Raw genomic sequence first — 13,071 nt, forward strand, 5'->3', positions numbered from 1 at the left:
TTAAATCCCTGCCATCTTTCATGATTGGCAGGTTTCTTATCTTTTTTAAAAATAGTAAGGGTTTAAAGTTGAAGTTCCTTCACAAAACGAAGGTCAAAGATATCTTCCTGCCTGAGCTTGTCTGAAATATATCCAAGTTCATTTAACACATCCACGAATCGCATGGTAGATGCCATGTAATTTTCAGAGATGCCTGCTGAGTATTTGGGTGATACTTCATACATATCACGTACAAAGTCCTCATCAACTATTTTTATCGTTCTGGAAATCAGTTTTGCTGCTTCTCCGGTATGCTCACAAATGAATGCGCTGGCTTTCTCGTGCAATTCTATGAACTTTAAAAGAGTCTCTGACGAGTTTTCAATTATATCGCAGGTTGCAACTATCCCGTAACTTGGATTATCGGGCCATAGCTTTTCAGGTGGGATCACTATCTTTGCATCACAGTATCTTTTTGCAACAACGGCCAATGATGGTGTTCCAACTGCAACCTTTATGTCTCCATCTGCTATGGCTTCAGGAATCATGTCAGCCCATTCATAGTTGAGAACATCGATATCGTTCTCATGGCCTGTATCTTTGATATAATTCCTGATGATCACGTCATGGATAGAGCCTGCTGGCGGACAGGCGATAGTAAGTCCTTTGAACTGGTTTAAAAAAAGTGTACTATCATTTTTGTATTCATCAAAAGTCAAGAATTCAGGTGTAGCTATCATCACCGTTCCTTCAACATGGCCACCTGCAACACATTTGATCTGCAGTCCTCTGTCAATTCCTATCATTGCAGGGGGGAGGCCAATATATCCTATGTCTATCACATCATTTTCAAATGCATTGACAATTGCAGGCCCGCCGCCAAAAAGTTTCCATTCGGCTTCTATTCCTGCCTTTTCCAGCCAGTCCGTTCCCATCAATATGAATGAGCTATGGTACATGGTTGAAAGATGTCCGATCCTCAATCTTTTCATAAAATCACCGTTAAACTGGCTTTCAAGTTCTATCTGAGGGCTTCTTTTCGAAACATTCTGTTTCCACGATTCGCTCTTTCATGTTACTTTCAGTTTTATCCTCCGCTTATCGCAGGAAGGATTGATATTTCATCGTTGTCGGTTATTTTGGTGTCCGAGCCGCAAAGGTGTCTTATGTCCTCGCCGTTGACATAGACATTGACAAACCTTCTTATTTCTCCGTCCTGAAACAGGTTTGTTTCAAAATCCTTGCCGTACTCAGTGACAAGTTGCTCAAAAAGAGCCTTTACTGTAGTATCGCCAAGATTGATGTTCGTAGCTCTTGTTTTTGTTATGTTGTTCAAGGCCGATGAAAATTTTACAAATACCATTTTTGTTTCACCTTTTTGTTTTGAAACCATTACCTTTTACATATACAACTGTTCTTTTATCGGGGCTAATATGGCCGCTTTCTATGTCTATTTATCAGAAAATCATGCATATTTAAAAAAGCAGATACGAGTTGCGATCTGTCATATGGCAGAGTCACAATACATATTCATTCATGGGATGTCACAGGTAATTGTGATCTATTGTTTTAGGGAAGGTAAAAATGATAAGTGAGTTTACTGAAGAGCAGATCAGGCGGTATTCGAGACATATTATACTGCAGGAAGTTGGTGGGAAGGGGCAGCAAATGCTGCTGTCCTCAAAAGTACTCTGTATAGGTGCCGGGGGGCTTGGTTCCCCTATAATACAGTACCTGGCTGCCGCCGGAGTCGGGACCATCGGTATTGTTGATGATGATGTTGTCGACCTTAGCAACCTTCAAAGACAGGTTATTCATGGTGGCAATGTCGACCTTCCTAAAGTGGAATCTGCAAAAAGATACGTTGAAAACCTCAATCCTGATGTGGATGTTATCACTTACCGTGAAAGACTCAATCCAGATAATGTTCTTGATATCATAAAGGATTACGACATCGTAGTGGATGGCTCTGACAATTTTGCCACAAGATATCTTGTGAACGATGCCTGTGTGCTTGCGAAGAAACCTCTTTCACATGGCAGTATCTTCCGTTTTGAAGGTCAGGTGACTACTATCCTGCCGGATGAGGGTCCTTGCTATAGATGCCTTTTTGAACATGCGCCACCAGCCGGAATGGTTCCAAGCTGCCAGGAAGCCGGGGTCATCGGTGTACTTCCGGGTATCATTGGAGTTATTCAGGCAACCGAGGTTATCAAATACCTGCTCGGATTCGGCGAGATGCTGAAAGGCCGGCTTGTCTTCTATGATGCATTTAACATGTCGTTCGATGAGATAAAAGTCCGCAAGAATCCTTCATGTCCTGTATGCGGTGAAAATCCTTCGATAATATCAATAGAGGATGAGAATTACCAGCAGGGCGGTGGAGTATGCAGTATTGGGTAGATGGAAAGAGGGTCACACAATGAAGATGTTAATGTTCGATACGGAATACTTTTGGTTTGAGACCTTCAGTAAGAACCTTGATCATGTGGATGATCTTGAAACAGAAGAACGGATAGAAGATACTGCAGTTGCTTTCATCCATGCTGAGGTAGAGGATGAGCCACGAAAGGATAAAGTGGTAAAAAAGGCAGTATCAAATCTGAAATGGTATCTCAATAAGGTGAATAAGAACAGGATAGTACTGCACTCGTTTGCTCATCTGTCTTCCAGTAAATCCTCTCCTGAATTTGCGATGGAAGTACTTTCAGAGATCAAAACAAAACTGGAAAATAAGGAAGTCGAGGTTCATACAACTGCTTTCGGATACTTTTCAGAATTTTCCATTCATGTTCGCGGTGAATCGCTGGCAAAAGTGTTCAAGGAAATCTGAGAACATCCCACTTTAATTATTTTTGTTTTCGATATCAGTAAGGTATTCCTCATTGAACATTTTTGCCATAAGGACTACGTATGATATTAACAGTGGTCCTATAATAATTCCAAGCAGGCCGAACAGGTTTAGTCCGATAATAACTCCTATGAGTGATTCCAGGGGGTGGATTCGTCCTACTTTTTTCTGAATTACTGGTCTAAGGAAATTATCAATTGAACTGAGGATGGCTCCTCCAATGAGAATTCCTACGGCGGTAAAGTAATCCTGCTGGACAAGTTGGATCATGGCTGCAGGCAGCCATATAAGTGTCGCACCCACTACTGGCAGGAATGAAAGAAGGACTGTAACAAATCCCCAGAGAAATGCCCCCTCAACTCCAAGTAGGAGAAATGTTATTGTGAGTATTGTTCCCTGTATAATGGCAATTATTCCTGAACTGATAAGCGTTGCATTGACAATGGACTTGAATTCTTTCTGAAGGATGTCTGTATTCTCCTTGCTGAATGGTATTGCATTCTGAAGCTTCATCGAGCATCTTGAATCCATTCCTACAAGCAGGTAAAAAAGAAGGAAATACATAATTACAAATTCAATGATCCTTTGTCCCAGGCTTTGAATTGCATTTACAAGCATGATACTAAAGAAATTAGCAGCTGATGAGGCCACCTCTGTTATCTTTTCACTGAGATTGATGCCAAGTGGTAATCCTTCAAGATGCAGATTACTTATGTAGAGATTGATAGTTTCCACATATCCGGGGAGAGTGCCCGTGTCAAACAGGATATTTTGTATCTGGATGATAACAACGGTTATTAGCAGGTATAAAGGTATCATTATCAATATAATTGTGAGAAAAATGATTCCAAAAGCCGCGATATTTTTGTTTATGTTCTTTTTCGTCGTCATGTACATATAAAGAGGTTTGAAGACCACGTATAGGATAAAAGCTCCAAAAAAAGCGTTGATGAAGGGATATAGTGCATAAATAAGTACCGCAGCCAGTACACTAAGTACCAGAAGTGCCTGTGGCATCTTGCTTGAGTGGTTCATTACTTCTACCATTTCTTAACCATAGTATTTAAGGTTAATATTCAGGATAGTCCTGTTCAGATAACAGCTATATCCTATTGGATAATTGTTTTAGTCAATGATATCAGGATATATCGGTCTTTTCAGAAAAACTCTGGATAAGTGGATAGAGGATGATGGTATCACAAATAGTGCAGCTCTTTCTTTTCATGCACTAATAGGCCTGCCTGCTCTTCTTCTCTTTGCTCTGTTCATAGGTAGTATCTTCCTGAAACAACAGATTATCGAGGCTGCCATTATTACAGATGTATCACTGCTTGCAGATGATCTTTCCATGCAGGCTTTGAATATGCTTTTCACACAGCTTTCTATAAGCAGCTCCCCTGGCTTTGGAATTATCTTGAGTTTCCTGATATATCTTTGGAGTGCAGGTAACATATTCCTTCAGCTCCAGAAGATGATAAATAAAATGTGGGGTCTGAGGATTTCTAACAGGAGCTGGCTTCATCAATTTGTCCGCAAAAGGGTCTCAGCTCTAGTTGCAGCTCTGGCATTTGGAATGCTTGTGGCAATGAGCACGGTTTTCGAACTGGTATTCTTTGTTATTTCCGATAATCTGGAATCAGTTCTTTCCATTTCAACCGGTGCTGTGAAATATGCGAGCTTTTGGATAAATTTTGCAACTCTGATCGTTCTTTTCATATACCTTTTCAGGGTGCTTCCGGAAGCAAACATCGATTTAAAATATGTTTTTACAGGTTCACTATTAACAGTTATCCTGCTTACGGTAGGTAAGTATCTGATAGGAATTTACCTTGCTTACAGTAATATAACTACTGTCTACGGAACTATAGGTTCAATACTTATCATTTTTCTCTGGATATATATGTCTTCCATATTTGTCACTTTCATGGCTGAATTCATAGGTGTCTATTCAGAATACGATCATTAAAAGCTGTTTCAAGTGTCATGTTGCTCTTTATTTTGCATCATTGATTATATACATTAGGGTGTTGCAATGCCCTTTAGTACACCCTATGGAGCTTTATGATTTGTAATACTATCTGGTCATACATCAGGTAATCATTTTCAAGCGACGTGTATGATTTTATATTACATTTTCATACACGTGGTTGGTGTCTTTTTTCACTTCGATTATCATTTGTAGTGTATGATGGGAACATATAACTATTATTCAATATGATATGTAATAAGGGAGTGCATAAAGGTGAATTGGGAACTGATTGACTGGAAAAAACTGATAATTTCAATTGCCTTATGTCAGCTAGCTGGCATAGTTGGGGGACTCTTCACTTACAGTTCCATTCCAATATGGTATGCATCACTTGTAAAACCAGCCTTCGTTCCTCCAAGCTGGCTTTTTTCAGTGGTATGGCCTCTTCTTTATCTTCTAATGGGTAGTGCTCTTTATATTATATGGAACAAAGGCTTACAATCTTCTGAAATAACAATAGCAGTAAAAGTATTTGGAGTCCAGCTGTTTTTGAACATCCTCTGGTCAGCTTTGTTCTTTGGGTTGCGTTCTCCCTTCATGGGTTTTATTGAGATCCTTGTCTTATGGATTGCTATTGTAGTGAATATTGTGTTGTTCTACAGAATATCAAGACCCGCCGGAATGCTTCTTGTGCCATACATTCTCTGGGTGTCTTTTGCTGTCTATCTCAATTATTCTCTCATGGTATTGAATTCCTGAAATCTTCCGTGTTCTTTCTTCTGGGTACATGATGTGCTATGTCTGCCGATGTAACCGCTAGATGCATTGTATAAGCATACCTGGCTTTAACGGAAGCACCATAGAAATTAAGAATGCTGCAAAGCTTACTGGCAACAGAAGTTATGGTAAATGTGCCATGAAAGATGGGCCGGTACAAAAATAAAATAGTGAATTCCAACAATATCTCAAAAATATGATGTGTGTGAGATCTGCTCAGCAGATAAATGTGGGGTCAGCATTTTTAAATGCTGTTCCCTTTTGTTTTTACAGGATATCTCTCAGAGCATTAGCTGCAGTGTAAACGCTCCCTATACCTCCGATATAGTTTGCTATGCGTACCGCTTCCATAATTTCTTCCTTTGTTGCTCCTTCAGCCATTGCCTGCATGGCAAGTACTTTCACACCATCGACTGCTCCATGGTCTGCATCAAGTGCCATAGCTATGAGTAATTTGTATTTCAACGGAATACTGCCTTCAGAAAGTGCATTTTCGAGTGCTCCTTCTATTATATTGAAAAATTCACTGTCTTTTTCCTGTATGATACTCAGTGGGTGTCCTTCCATATTCTCATCTCCTTTCTTCTCATATAGCTTACATCCTGGATTTGATACTGTTGTATAATAATGTGGTTGTATGATATTTTATTGTTTACATTCGGTCTTTTATTCTTTCTTTGGAGGCGGTGGTTCAAAAAACTTAAGTATGACTCTGGTCATTTATGACCGTGGTCATATTTACAATGTGCCACAAATGAGGTAGTATGTCCCTGCGAGAAAAAAAGAAACAGGATACAAGAACTCGTATCTTTGAAGTATCCGGCAAATTGTTCAAGGATAAAGGTTTTGAAAATACCACAGTTGATGAGATCACTAAAGAAGCTGGCATAGCTAAAGGCACATTCTTTAATTATTTTCCTAGAAAAGAGTCACTTTTGTGTTATTTCAGAGAGCAGAAAGAAGAATTTATCTTCAGCATAATGGAAAATCAAATGTCATTAAATGCTCCTGCGAAGGAAAAAATAAAGAATTTCCTTGTTCTGGTTGCAGAGAACTATGAAAAGGACAAGGAGCTTCTGAAATTATTATTCTTTGAGCACAAACGATTGGTTATGAACTCTGACCAGCGGCCAACTGAGAAAAAACAAAGGCATCAAAGGCAGGAACGTTTTATCAGTATGCTCTCTGATTTTCTCAGGGAAGGTATGGATCAGGGTGAAATTAAGAAGGGAATCGACCTGAAAATAGCATCAGAATCCCTGAATGCTATTTATTTCCACTCACTGATGATGTGGCTCCATTCTGATACAGACTACTCTTTTTCCAGGGATATATCCGCGAAGATCGATATAATATTCGAAGGCATTGGTGTATGAAAAATGTATGCAATCACAGTTGAGAATCTAGTTAAGAAATTCGGCGATTTTACTGCCGTGAACGATCTCTCATTCGAAATAAAGAGTGGTGAGGTATTCGGTCTGCTTGGTCCCAACGGAGCCGGCAAGACCACAACCATGTCAATGCTTTCAACAATGCTCAAACCAACATCCGGAAAAGCATCTGTCAATGGATTTGACATCCGGACAAATGAAGATGATGTACGTAAATCCATAGGGATAGTCTTCCAGGACCAGAGTCTGGATGAGGAACTCACGGCCTACGAGAACATGGATTTTCATGGAAGGCTTTATCGTATTCCTAAAAACACAAGGCAAAAAAAGATAGCAGAACTCCTGAAGCTGGTGGAACTGGATGATAAAAAAGACAATCTTGTGAAAACATATTCCGGTGGTATGAGGCGCCGTCTGGAGATTGCAAGGGGTTTGTTACATGAGCCGAAAGTACTTTTCCTGGATGAACCCACTCTTGGACTTGATCCGCAGACAAGGAATCACCTGTGGGATTACATAGCGAAGCTCAATCAAGAAAAAGGTATCACAATAATCCTCACCACACATTATATGGAAGAAGCAGACAAACTCTGCCACAGGATAGCAATAATAGACAAGGGCCAGATAATAGCAATGGATACTTCCGAAAAACTCAAAAATGACATTGGTGGTGATGTTATTACTATAGTCTCTTCTGAACGGGACAACCTGTATTCGGCTATAAAGTCCCTGCCTGCTATTAAGAATATCGAGCTTCATGATTCATCTATCACTATTGGCTTGCAAAATGCGGAAAAGCATGTTGCACAAATCGTCAACATGGCATCTGAAAAGGGTATCCTCATTGATTCCCTGTCAATTCATAAACCAACCCTTGAAGACGTGTTCCTGCACTTTACAGGCAGGACTATCAGGGAAGAGGAAGCCAGCACCAAAGACAAGATGCGCATGATGCAAAGAGTAAGGAGATGATCAAATGGACATAGTTTACACAATCTGGTTAAGGAATGTGAAACGTTATCTTCGTTCAAAAAGCAGGATGGTAGGTAGTCTGGGTATGCCCATGTTCCTTCTGCTTGTCCTTGGATTTGGCCTGAACTCCGTGGTTGCTATTCCGGGTATGGAGCAGGGATACATTGGTTTCATAATGCCCGGGATCATTTCCATGAGTGTTCTTTTCACTTCAGTGTTTGCAGGCATACAGATAATATGGGACAAACAGTTCGGATTCCTGAAAGAGACACTTGTAGCTCCGGTATCTCGGCTAGAGATCATGCTTGGGCAGACCTTCGGAGGCGCTACCACTGCTGTTATACAGGGATTCATAATATTAGTCCTGTCATTATTCATGGGTCTTGATATCAGCAGCATTTCAGGATTTGCAATAGCTGTCATCTTCATGTTACTCATTGGAATTTCCTTTACAGCATTTGGAATTGCCATTGCTTCAAGAATGGAGGATATGCATGGTTTCCAGCTCATAATGAACTTCGTTATCTTCCCGATATTCGGATTGTCAGGCGCCCTGTTTCCTATTGACAGCCTGCCGGGCTGGGTTCGGTACCTTACACTACTGGACCCTCTTACATACGGGGTTGAAGGTATCAGGTATGGTCTTCTTGGTAGTTCCCAGATAGACCCTGGCATAAGTTTTGTAGTTCTTTCAGGATTTACTATTTTGATGGTAATACTGGGTTCATACCTGTTCAGGAAAATAAGTGTCTGATGGATAGTATAAACAAAGTATCTCAATCTTACTTTGTAATCAAGCGGTTGTAATATAATCAATATAAAAATATCATGGAGTCTGCTATACAGGCTCCGGATGTTATTTATTTTAGCTATTTTTGATTTGGTGCCCGTCCTTATTTAGGGCCTATGCTCATACCTCACTTTCATAGGCGAAAAGCGCCCAGTTTGCATTAGTCTAATCGTATAATCGTAATAAACCAGTATTCTTTTATATAAGCAACATTATAACAAAAGTGACATTATAACAGGCATAAATATTCGTGTATGTATAGCCGTATGTGGATACTTGCTGATTATATGGGCTTGTTTATTGGCTGGTTGGGATGGAATATATGCAAAGATTACTGTTGCTCGATTCTAATAAGGAAAAGGATTCTGAACTTGGATCCAAAATTAAAGAAATGGGGTATCCATTCTCTTCGATATTAGTTTCCGGTCAGGGAAATTTTGATAACACATCCATCAAAAAAACAGATATCATTTTTTATTCATATGATGAAGTAGAGTTTGATACGGTCTTCAATGATCTTTCTAATCTACTGGCAGATAGTCTTGTTATTTTTGTAGTTGGAAATTGCAGCACGGCTTTATTTGACAGTATGGCCCGGTTCAGTAACTCCTGGTATCTCAAGGAACCTTTTGATAAAAATGAACTTGATTTCATTGTCCGTATGGCATCTGCTGAGGGTAGTTTGCATGAAGGAACGGCTGTCTGTGAATTTGAAAGCATGGAGCATAAACTGGAAGAGCAAAAAAAACTGGTCAATGTAGCCTTTGATCAGGCTCCTGTGCTTATGATGATAATTAATAATCATTTCCGGGTGGAAATGATCAATGCAATTGGACTTGAGATAATAGGAAAAGACCCTGGCGACCTTCTTGGATTGGCAGGAGGGGATATTTTCTCATGTGTCAATTCATTCAGGGGTGAAGGATGTGGCAACACTCCCGAATGTGCAGTATGCTTCATCCGTACTATCGTCGCTGAGACTTTCAGAACGGGTGAGGATTATCACAAGATTGAAGGAAGCATGGGAATCCTGAGAAATGGTGTTGTTTCAAATCATGATTTCCTGATATCTACTGCATATTTGAACTTGGAAGACGAAAAGAAGATCATTCTCTATATGGATGATATCACAGAACGTAAAAGGGCTGAAAAGACCTTAAAGGAAAGTGAGGAGCGTTTCCAGGTCTTGTATGAGAATATGCCGGGTGGAACGATAATCATCGGAACAGATTATGTTATCGAGGATGTGAACCAGCGTACATGTGAGATTACTGGCTACAGGAAAGAAGAGCTTTTGGGTCAGTTATGCGACATTGTTTGTCCCAAAGGTTCACTATCAAAAAAATGTCCCATATGGATCGATGGTCTTGAGGGATTTCAGGGAATGGATACCGCTATCAAATGCAAGGATGGCAGTAAGACTCCTATATTAAAGAATGCAAAGAAGATCTTTATCGAAGGGCAGCAATATATTCTGGAGAATTTCCAGGATATATCCGAAAGAAAAGAAGCAGAAGAGGCTATACTCACTTCAAAGATCACTGCTGAGGAAGCAAACAGGACCAAGAGTGAGTTTCTTGCAACTATGAGCCATGAACTTCGTACGCCTCTGAATGCTGTGATCGGTTATTCTGATCTTTTGCTTGACGATGCCTTTGGCATGCTCAATTCACAGCAGAAAAGGTCGATAGGTCATATTTCTCAAAGTGGGAAGCATCTTCTAAAACTGATAAATGATATTCTTGATATCTCAAAAGTTGAATCCGGGAAAATGGAACTACACTACGAGGAATTTTATATTCGCGAAATGTTAACCACTGTGTTGAATATTATTTCCCCGCTTGCAAGGAAAAAGAGCATGGAATTTGAGATATCCATTGTTCCTGATAAATTATTGATAAACGCTGATAAGGTTCGTTTCAAACAAATATTGTTCAATCTTGTCAGCAATGCAGTGAAGTTCACTCAGGATGGCGGCCATGTTCTGTTAAAAGCATATCAAAAAGATAATATGGCAGTGATCTCGGTCATAGATACGGGTATAGGTATCTCATCTGGTGATATTGCTAAACTATTCCTTCCTTTCCAGCAGATAGATTCCACAATTTCAAGAAAATATGATGGCACGGGTCTTGGACTATCGCTTGCGAGAAGGTTCGTTGAAATGCACGGCGGTGAGATGTCTGTTGAAAGCGAATTAGGAAAAGGCAGTAACTTTACTTTCAGAATCCCTATTGGTGTGATAACAAACTGATTTTTACTAAGCCATAAGTTCCTTATCAAAATTCTCGATAAGATCATTCATTTTCTGATACCATTGATCTATGGTCTTTTTAATCATCCCTTTGACCACGGTAGGTTCAATAGCAACGTACTCATAATAGTATCCACCGATGGAAATGGATTTTGTTTCCCTGTACACGAGGCCTGCAGAAATAAGATTTTGTAATGAGCGATATGCTGTACTTCTCTCGCGACCCAGTAACTCTCCGAGTTTCTCTGCTGTCATGGGCCCATTCTCAAGAAGTGTCTTGTACGTATTTATGTCAAGTTCTTTTAGGCCGAGTATACATTTTGCCATGTCCTCGCATTTACATTCGGCTCTTAGCATTTCAGGGATAGAACTTGCCATATTATTTCCTCGCATCTTTCAAAATTAGTTTTACTGATTATGATTGTACAATTTGCACAAAACCGATTAAAGATTGCGTCAATTATATATATAGTTTGCCAGAATTCTATCTTCCTTGACAATAATACCTGAAGATGAACGTTCAAGTCTCCCGCTTGATACGGATGAGATAATATACCATCCTGATATGATACGTGCAAATGAGTGGGTACTTTCTGAATATGAACCACCAGTCCGGGATTTCTGCATATTTGTTCCCTGCGCTAAGAAAAAACCATATCATGAGAGTCCTTCGCATAAGATATTCGATAAAGTGATCTTTGAACTGCTTGAGCCTGAGGATGTGCATATCGTTGTTTTCGGAACATGCGGAATCACTCCCAGGGAGCTTGATACGGAATATCCCTTCATGGATTATCAATTCATGCTTGGAAAATGCAATGTGGCAAAGATCAAAAGGGATTTCATCAAAATGGAAAGCCAGAGGTTATCACAATATCTTGAAAAGACGCGTGATAACTACAAGCATCGAATTGCTTATTGCATAGGTGATTTCAGGAAAGCTATGGAGCTTGCAGTTGAAATGTCTGGTGTTGAAGTAACAATAGTTCCGAAAGAAGAAACTGTAAATGAGCATGTTCAACTTGGAAAGAAGTTCATCTATGGAAGTCTAAACCAGGCAAGTTACCTTCAGGACTTTTCAAATTCAATCTCATCCATTGTCGGAAAAGATGCACAAAAAGCTGCTTGCGATGATGATAATGGAAAGACCAATGACAATGATTGGTATTTATATTAAAAGTGATTTTCAAAAAAGAAATATTAAATAAGTGGCTTATATTGCCACTATTACTCGAGGTATGGTGATTGTGCGAGTACTGATATACCATTGTCTGAAATGTTAAGTACACGAACTTCATTGATAGTGCCGGATCCTCTCATCTTCATTATGTAAATTGAACGCTGTAGGTTATTTCCGGTAATTATGCGGTCAAGTTTGATAACTGAATCTGCACCATATTCTACCATTTCATCAAGCCCGAACATTGACCCCACTGTTATTACAGAAGTCACATTATGCTTACGGAACACGCTGAAAACATCATCGATCAGTGTTCTTAATTTATAGTTTGATTCGATAGCAAGGAAAAGTGCTTCAATTGAATCTATAAAGATACGGGTTGGCTGTATGTCCTCAATTTTGCTTTCAACCAGTTTCTTGAAACTCTTGATAAGTTCTGATGGTGCTATCTCAACGCTTTTCTGAAGACGCAGACTTGGGTCAGTGATATCAACGAAGGTAAGCAGACCCTGATTGACATATTCCTCAAGGTTCCAGTTAAAGGAAGTTTTCATTTCCTTTACGATGGATTTTGATTCCTCAGAGGTGATGATACACATTACTTTCTCGCCTTTCTTTGCTCCCTCAACGAGAAATTGTGTTCCAAATATCGTTTTACCTGTACCAGACTTACCTGATACGACATTTGCAGTTCCTTCGAAGAATCCTCCACGTAACATTTCATCCAGTCCGGAGATTCCGGAATTCACTCTCATTGATGGGTCAGCATCTGTCATATAAACCACCTGTTAATGTTATATATCTAAAATTTTGTTCCCAAACTTCTTTAATGTAATGCTTTAATATATACTTTCATTAAAAAGTATATGATGATTGTCATTAGTACTTTTTTGAATATAGTTTATTAT

At 39.5% G+C, this 13,071-nt stretch carries 15 protein-coding genes; 9 read left to right on the forward strand and 6 right to left on the reverse strand.

The features are described 5' to 3' along the window. Positions 1 to 62: 62 nt before the first annotated feature. Together RE476_RS01515 and RE476_RS01520 are read right to left on the reverse strand one after the other, a co-directional pair. Positions 63 to 971 (reverse strand): ABC transporter substrate-binding protein, encoded by a 909-nt coding sequence (locus RE476_RS01515; protein ID WP_309308524.1) that lies wholly within the window; start codon positions 969 to 971, stop codon positions 63 to 65. A gap of 95 nt (positions 972 to 1,066) precedes the next feature. After that, positions 1,067 to 1,342 carry a MoaD family protein gene (locus RE476_RS01520; protein ID WP_309308526.1) on the reverse strand — a complete coding sequence of 92 codons (276 nt, stop codon included), beginning with the start codon at positions 1,340 to 1,342 and terminating at the stop codon, positions 1,067 to 1,069. Positions 1,343 to 1,563: 221 nt separating this feature from the next. Between RE476_RS01520 and moeB the strand changes: the two genes are divergently transcribed. Both moeB and RE476_RS01530 read left to right on the forward strand, forming a co-directional pair. After that, positions 1,564 to 2,382 (forward strand): molybdopterin-synthase adenylyltransferase MoeB, encoded by an 819-nt coding sequence (moeB, locus tag RE476_RS01525; RefSeq protein WP_309308528.1) that lies wholly within the window; start codon positions 1,564 to 1,566, stop codon positions 2,380 to 2,382. 19 nt (positions 2,383 to 2,401) lie between these two features. Next, entirely contained in the window at positions 2,402 to 2,812 is a 411-nt protein-coding gene (locus RE476_RS01530) for a threonyl-tRNA synthetase editing domain-containing protein (RefSeq protein ID WP_309308530.1), read from the forward strand. 12 nt (positions 2,813 to 2,824) lie between these two features. Here RE476_RS01530 and RE476_RS01535 read toward each other — a convergent pair whose 3' ends face one another. Beyond that, the gene (locus RE476_RS01535) at positions 2,825 to 3,877 is read right to left on the reverse strand and encodes an AI-2E family transporter (RefSeq protein ID WP_309308532.1); all 1,053 of its coding nucleotides are present in this window, start codon (positions 3,875 to 3,877) and stop codon (positions 2,825 to 2,827) included. Positions 3,878 to 3,962: 85 nt separating this feature from the next. On the opposite strand from RE476_RS01535, the gene RE476_RS01540 reads away from it, so the two are divergent. Together RE476_RS01540 and RE476_RS01545 are read left to right on the forward strand one after the other, a co-directional pair. Next, positions 3,963 to 4,796 carry a YihY/virulence factor BrkB family protein gene (locus tag RE476_RS01540; protein WP_309308534.1) on the forward strand — a complete coding sequence of 278 codons (834 nt, stop codon included), beginning with the start codon at positions 3,963 to 3,965 and terminating at the stop codon, positions 4,794 to 4,796. A 276-nt stretch (positions 4,797 to 5,072) separates the two neighbouring features. Continuing rightward, complete coding sequence (locus RE476_RS01545) at positions 5,073 to 5,558, forward strand: TspO/MBR family protein (protein ID WP_309308536.1); 486 nt, start codon at positions 5,073 to 5,075, stop codon at positions 5,556 to 5,558. Between the two features lie 285 nt (positions 5,559 to 5,843). On the opposite strand, the gene RE476_RS01550 is transcribed toward RE476_RS01545, so the two are convergent. Continuing rightward, positions 5,844 to 6,143: a carboxymuconolactone decarboxylase family protein gene (locus RE476_RS01550; protein WP_309308538.1), complete on the reverse strand. Its 300-nt coding sequence runs from the start codon at positions 6,141 to 6,143 to the stop codon at positions 5,844 to 5,846. 197 nt (positions 6,144 to 6,340) lie between these two features. On the opposite strand from RE476_RS01550, the gene RE476_RS01555 reads away from it, so the two are divergent. The 4 genes from RE476_RS01555 to RE476_RS01570 all read left to right on the forward strand — a co-directional run bounded on the left by RE476_RS01555 (position 6,341) and on the right by RE476_RS01570 (position 10,983). After that, positions 6,341 to 6,952 carry a TetR/AcrR family transcriptional regulator gene (locus RE476_RS01555; protein WP_309308540.1) on the forward strand — a complete coding sequence of 204 codons (612 nt, stop codon included), beginning with the start codon at positions 6,341 to 6,343 and terminating at the stop codon, positions 6,950 to 6,952. A 3-nt stretch (positions 6,953 to 6,955) separates the two neighbouring features. After that, positions 6,956 to 7,939, forward strand: a complete 984-nt coding sequence (locus tag RE476_RS01560) for an ATP-binding cassette domain-containing protein (RefSeq protein WP_309308543.1) — start codon at positions 6,956 to 6,958, stop codon at positions 7,937 to 7,939. A gap of 4 nt (positions 7,940 to 7,943) precedes the next feature. After that, positions 7,944 to 8,693, forward strand: coding sequence for an ABC transporter permease (locus tag RE476_RS01565; RefSeq protein ID WP_309308545.1), 750 nt, complete (start codon positions 7,944 to 7,946; stop codon positions 8,691 to 8,693). Between the two features lie 358 nt (positions 8,694 to 9,051). Further along, the gene (locus RE476_RS01570) at positions 9,052 to 10,983 is read left to right on the forward strand and encodes a PAS domain-containing sensor histidine kinase (RefSeq protein ID WP_309308547.1); all 1,932 of its coding nucleotides are present in this window, start codon (positions 9,052 to 9,054) and stop codon (positions 10,981 to 10,983) included. A 6-nt stretch (positions 10,984 to 10,989) separates the two neighbouring features. Here RE476_RS01570 and RE476_RS01575 read toward each other — a convergent pair whose 3' ends face one another. Continuing rightward, positions 10,990 to 11,361, reverse strand: a complete 372-nt coding sequence (locus RE476_RS01575; protein WP_309308549.1) for a helix-turn-helix domain-containing protein — start codon at positions 11,359 to 11,361, stop codon at positions 10,990 to 10,992. A gap of 115 nt (positions 11,362 to 11,476) precedes the next feature. On the opposite strand from RE476_RS01575, the gene RE476_RS01580 reads away from it, so the two are divergent. After that, on the forward strand, positions 11,477 to 12,160 hold the full coding sequence (locus tag RE476_RS01580) for a DUF5591 domain-containing protein (protein WP_309308551.1): 684 nt from the start codon (positions 11,477 to 11,479) through the stop codon (positions 12,158 to 12,160). Positions 12,161 to 12,210: 50 nt separating this feature from the next. On the opposite strand, the gene RE476_RS01585 is transcribed toward RE476_RS01580, so the two are convergent. Then, entirely contained in the window at positions 12,211 to 12,939 is a 729-nt protein-coding gene (locus RE476_RS01585) for an RAD55 family ATPase (RefSeq protein ID WP_309308552.1), read from the reverse strand. Positions 12,940 to 13,071 lie beyond the last annotated feature (132 nt).

This window comes from Methanolobus mangrovi, assembly GCF_031312535.1.
Lineage (GTDB): Archaea > Halobacteriota > Methanosarcinia > Methanosarcinales > Methanosarcinaceae > Methanolobus > Methanolobus mangrovi.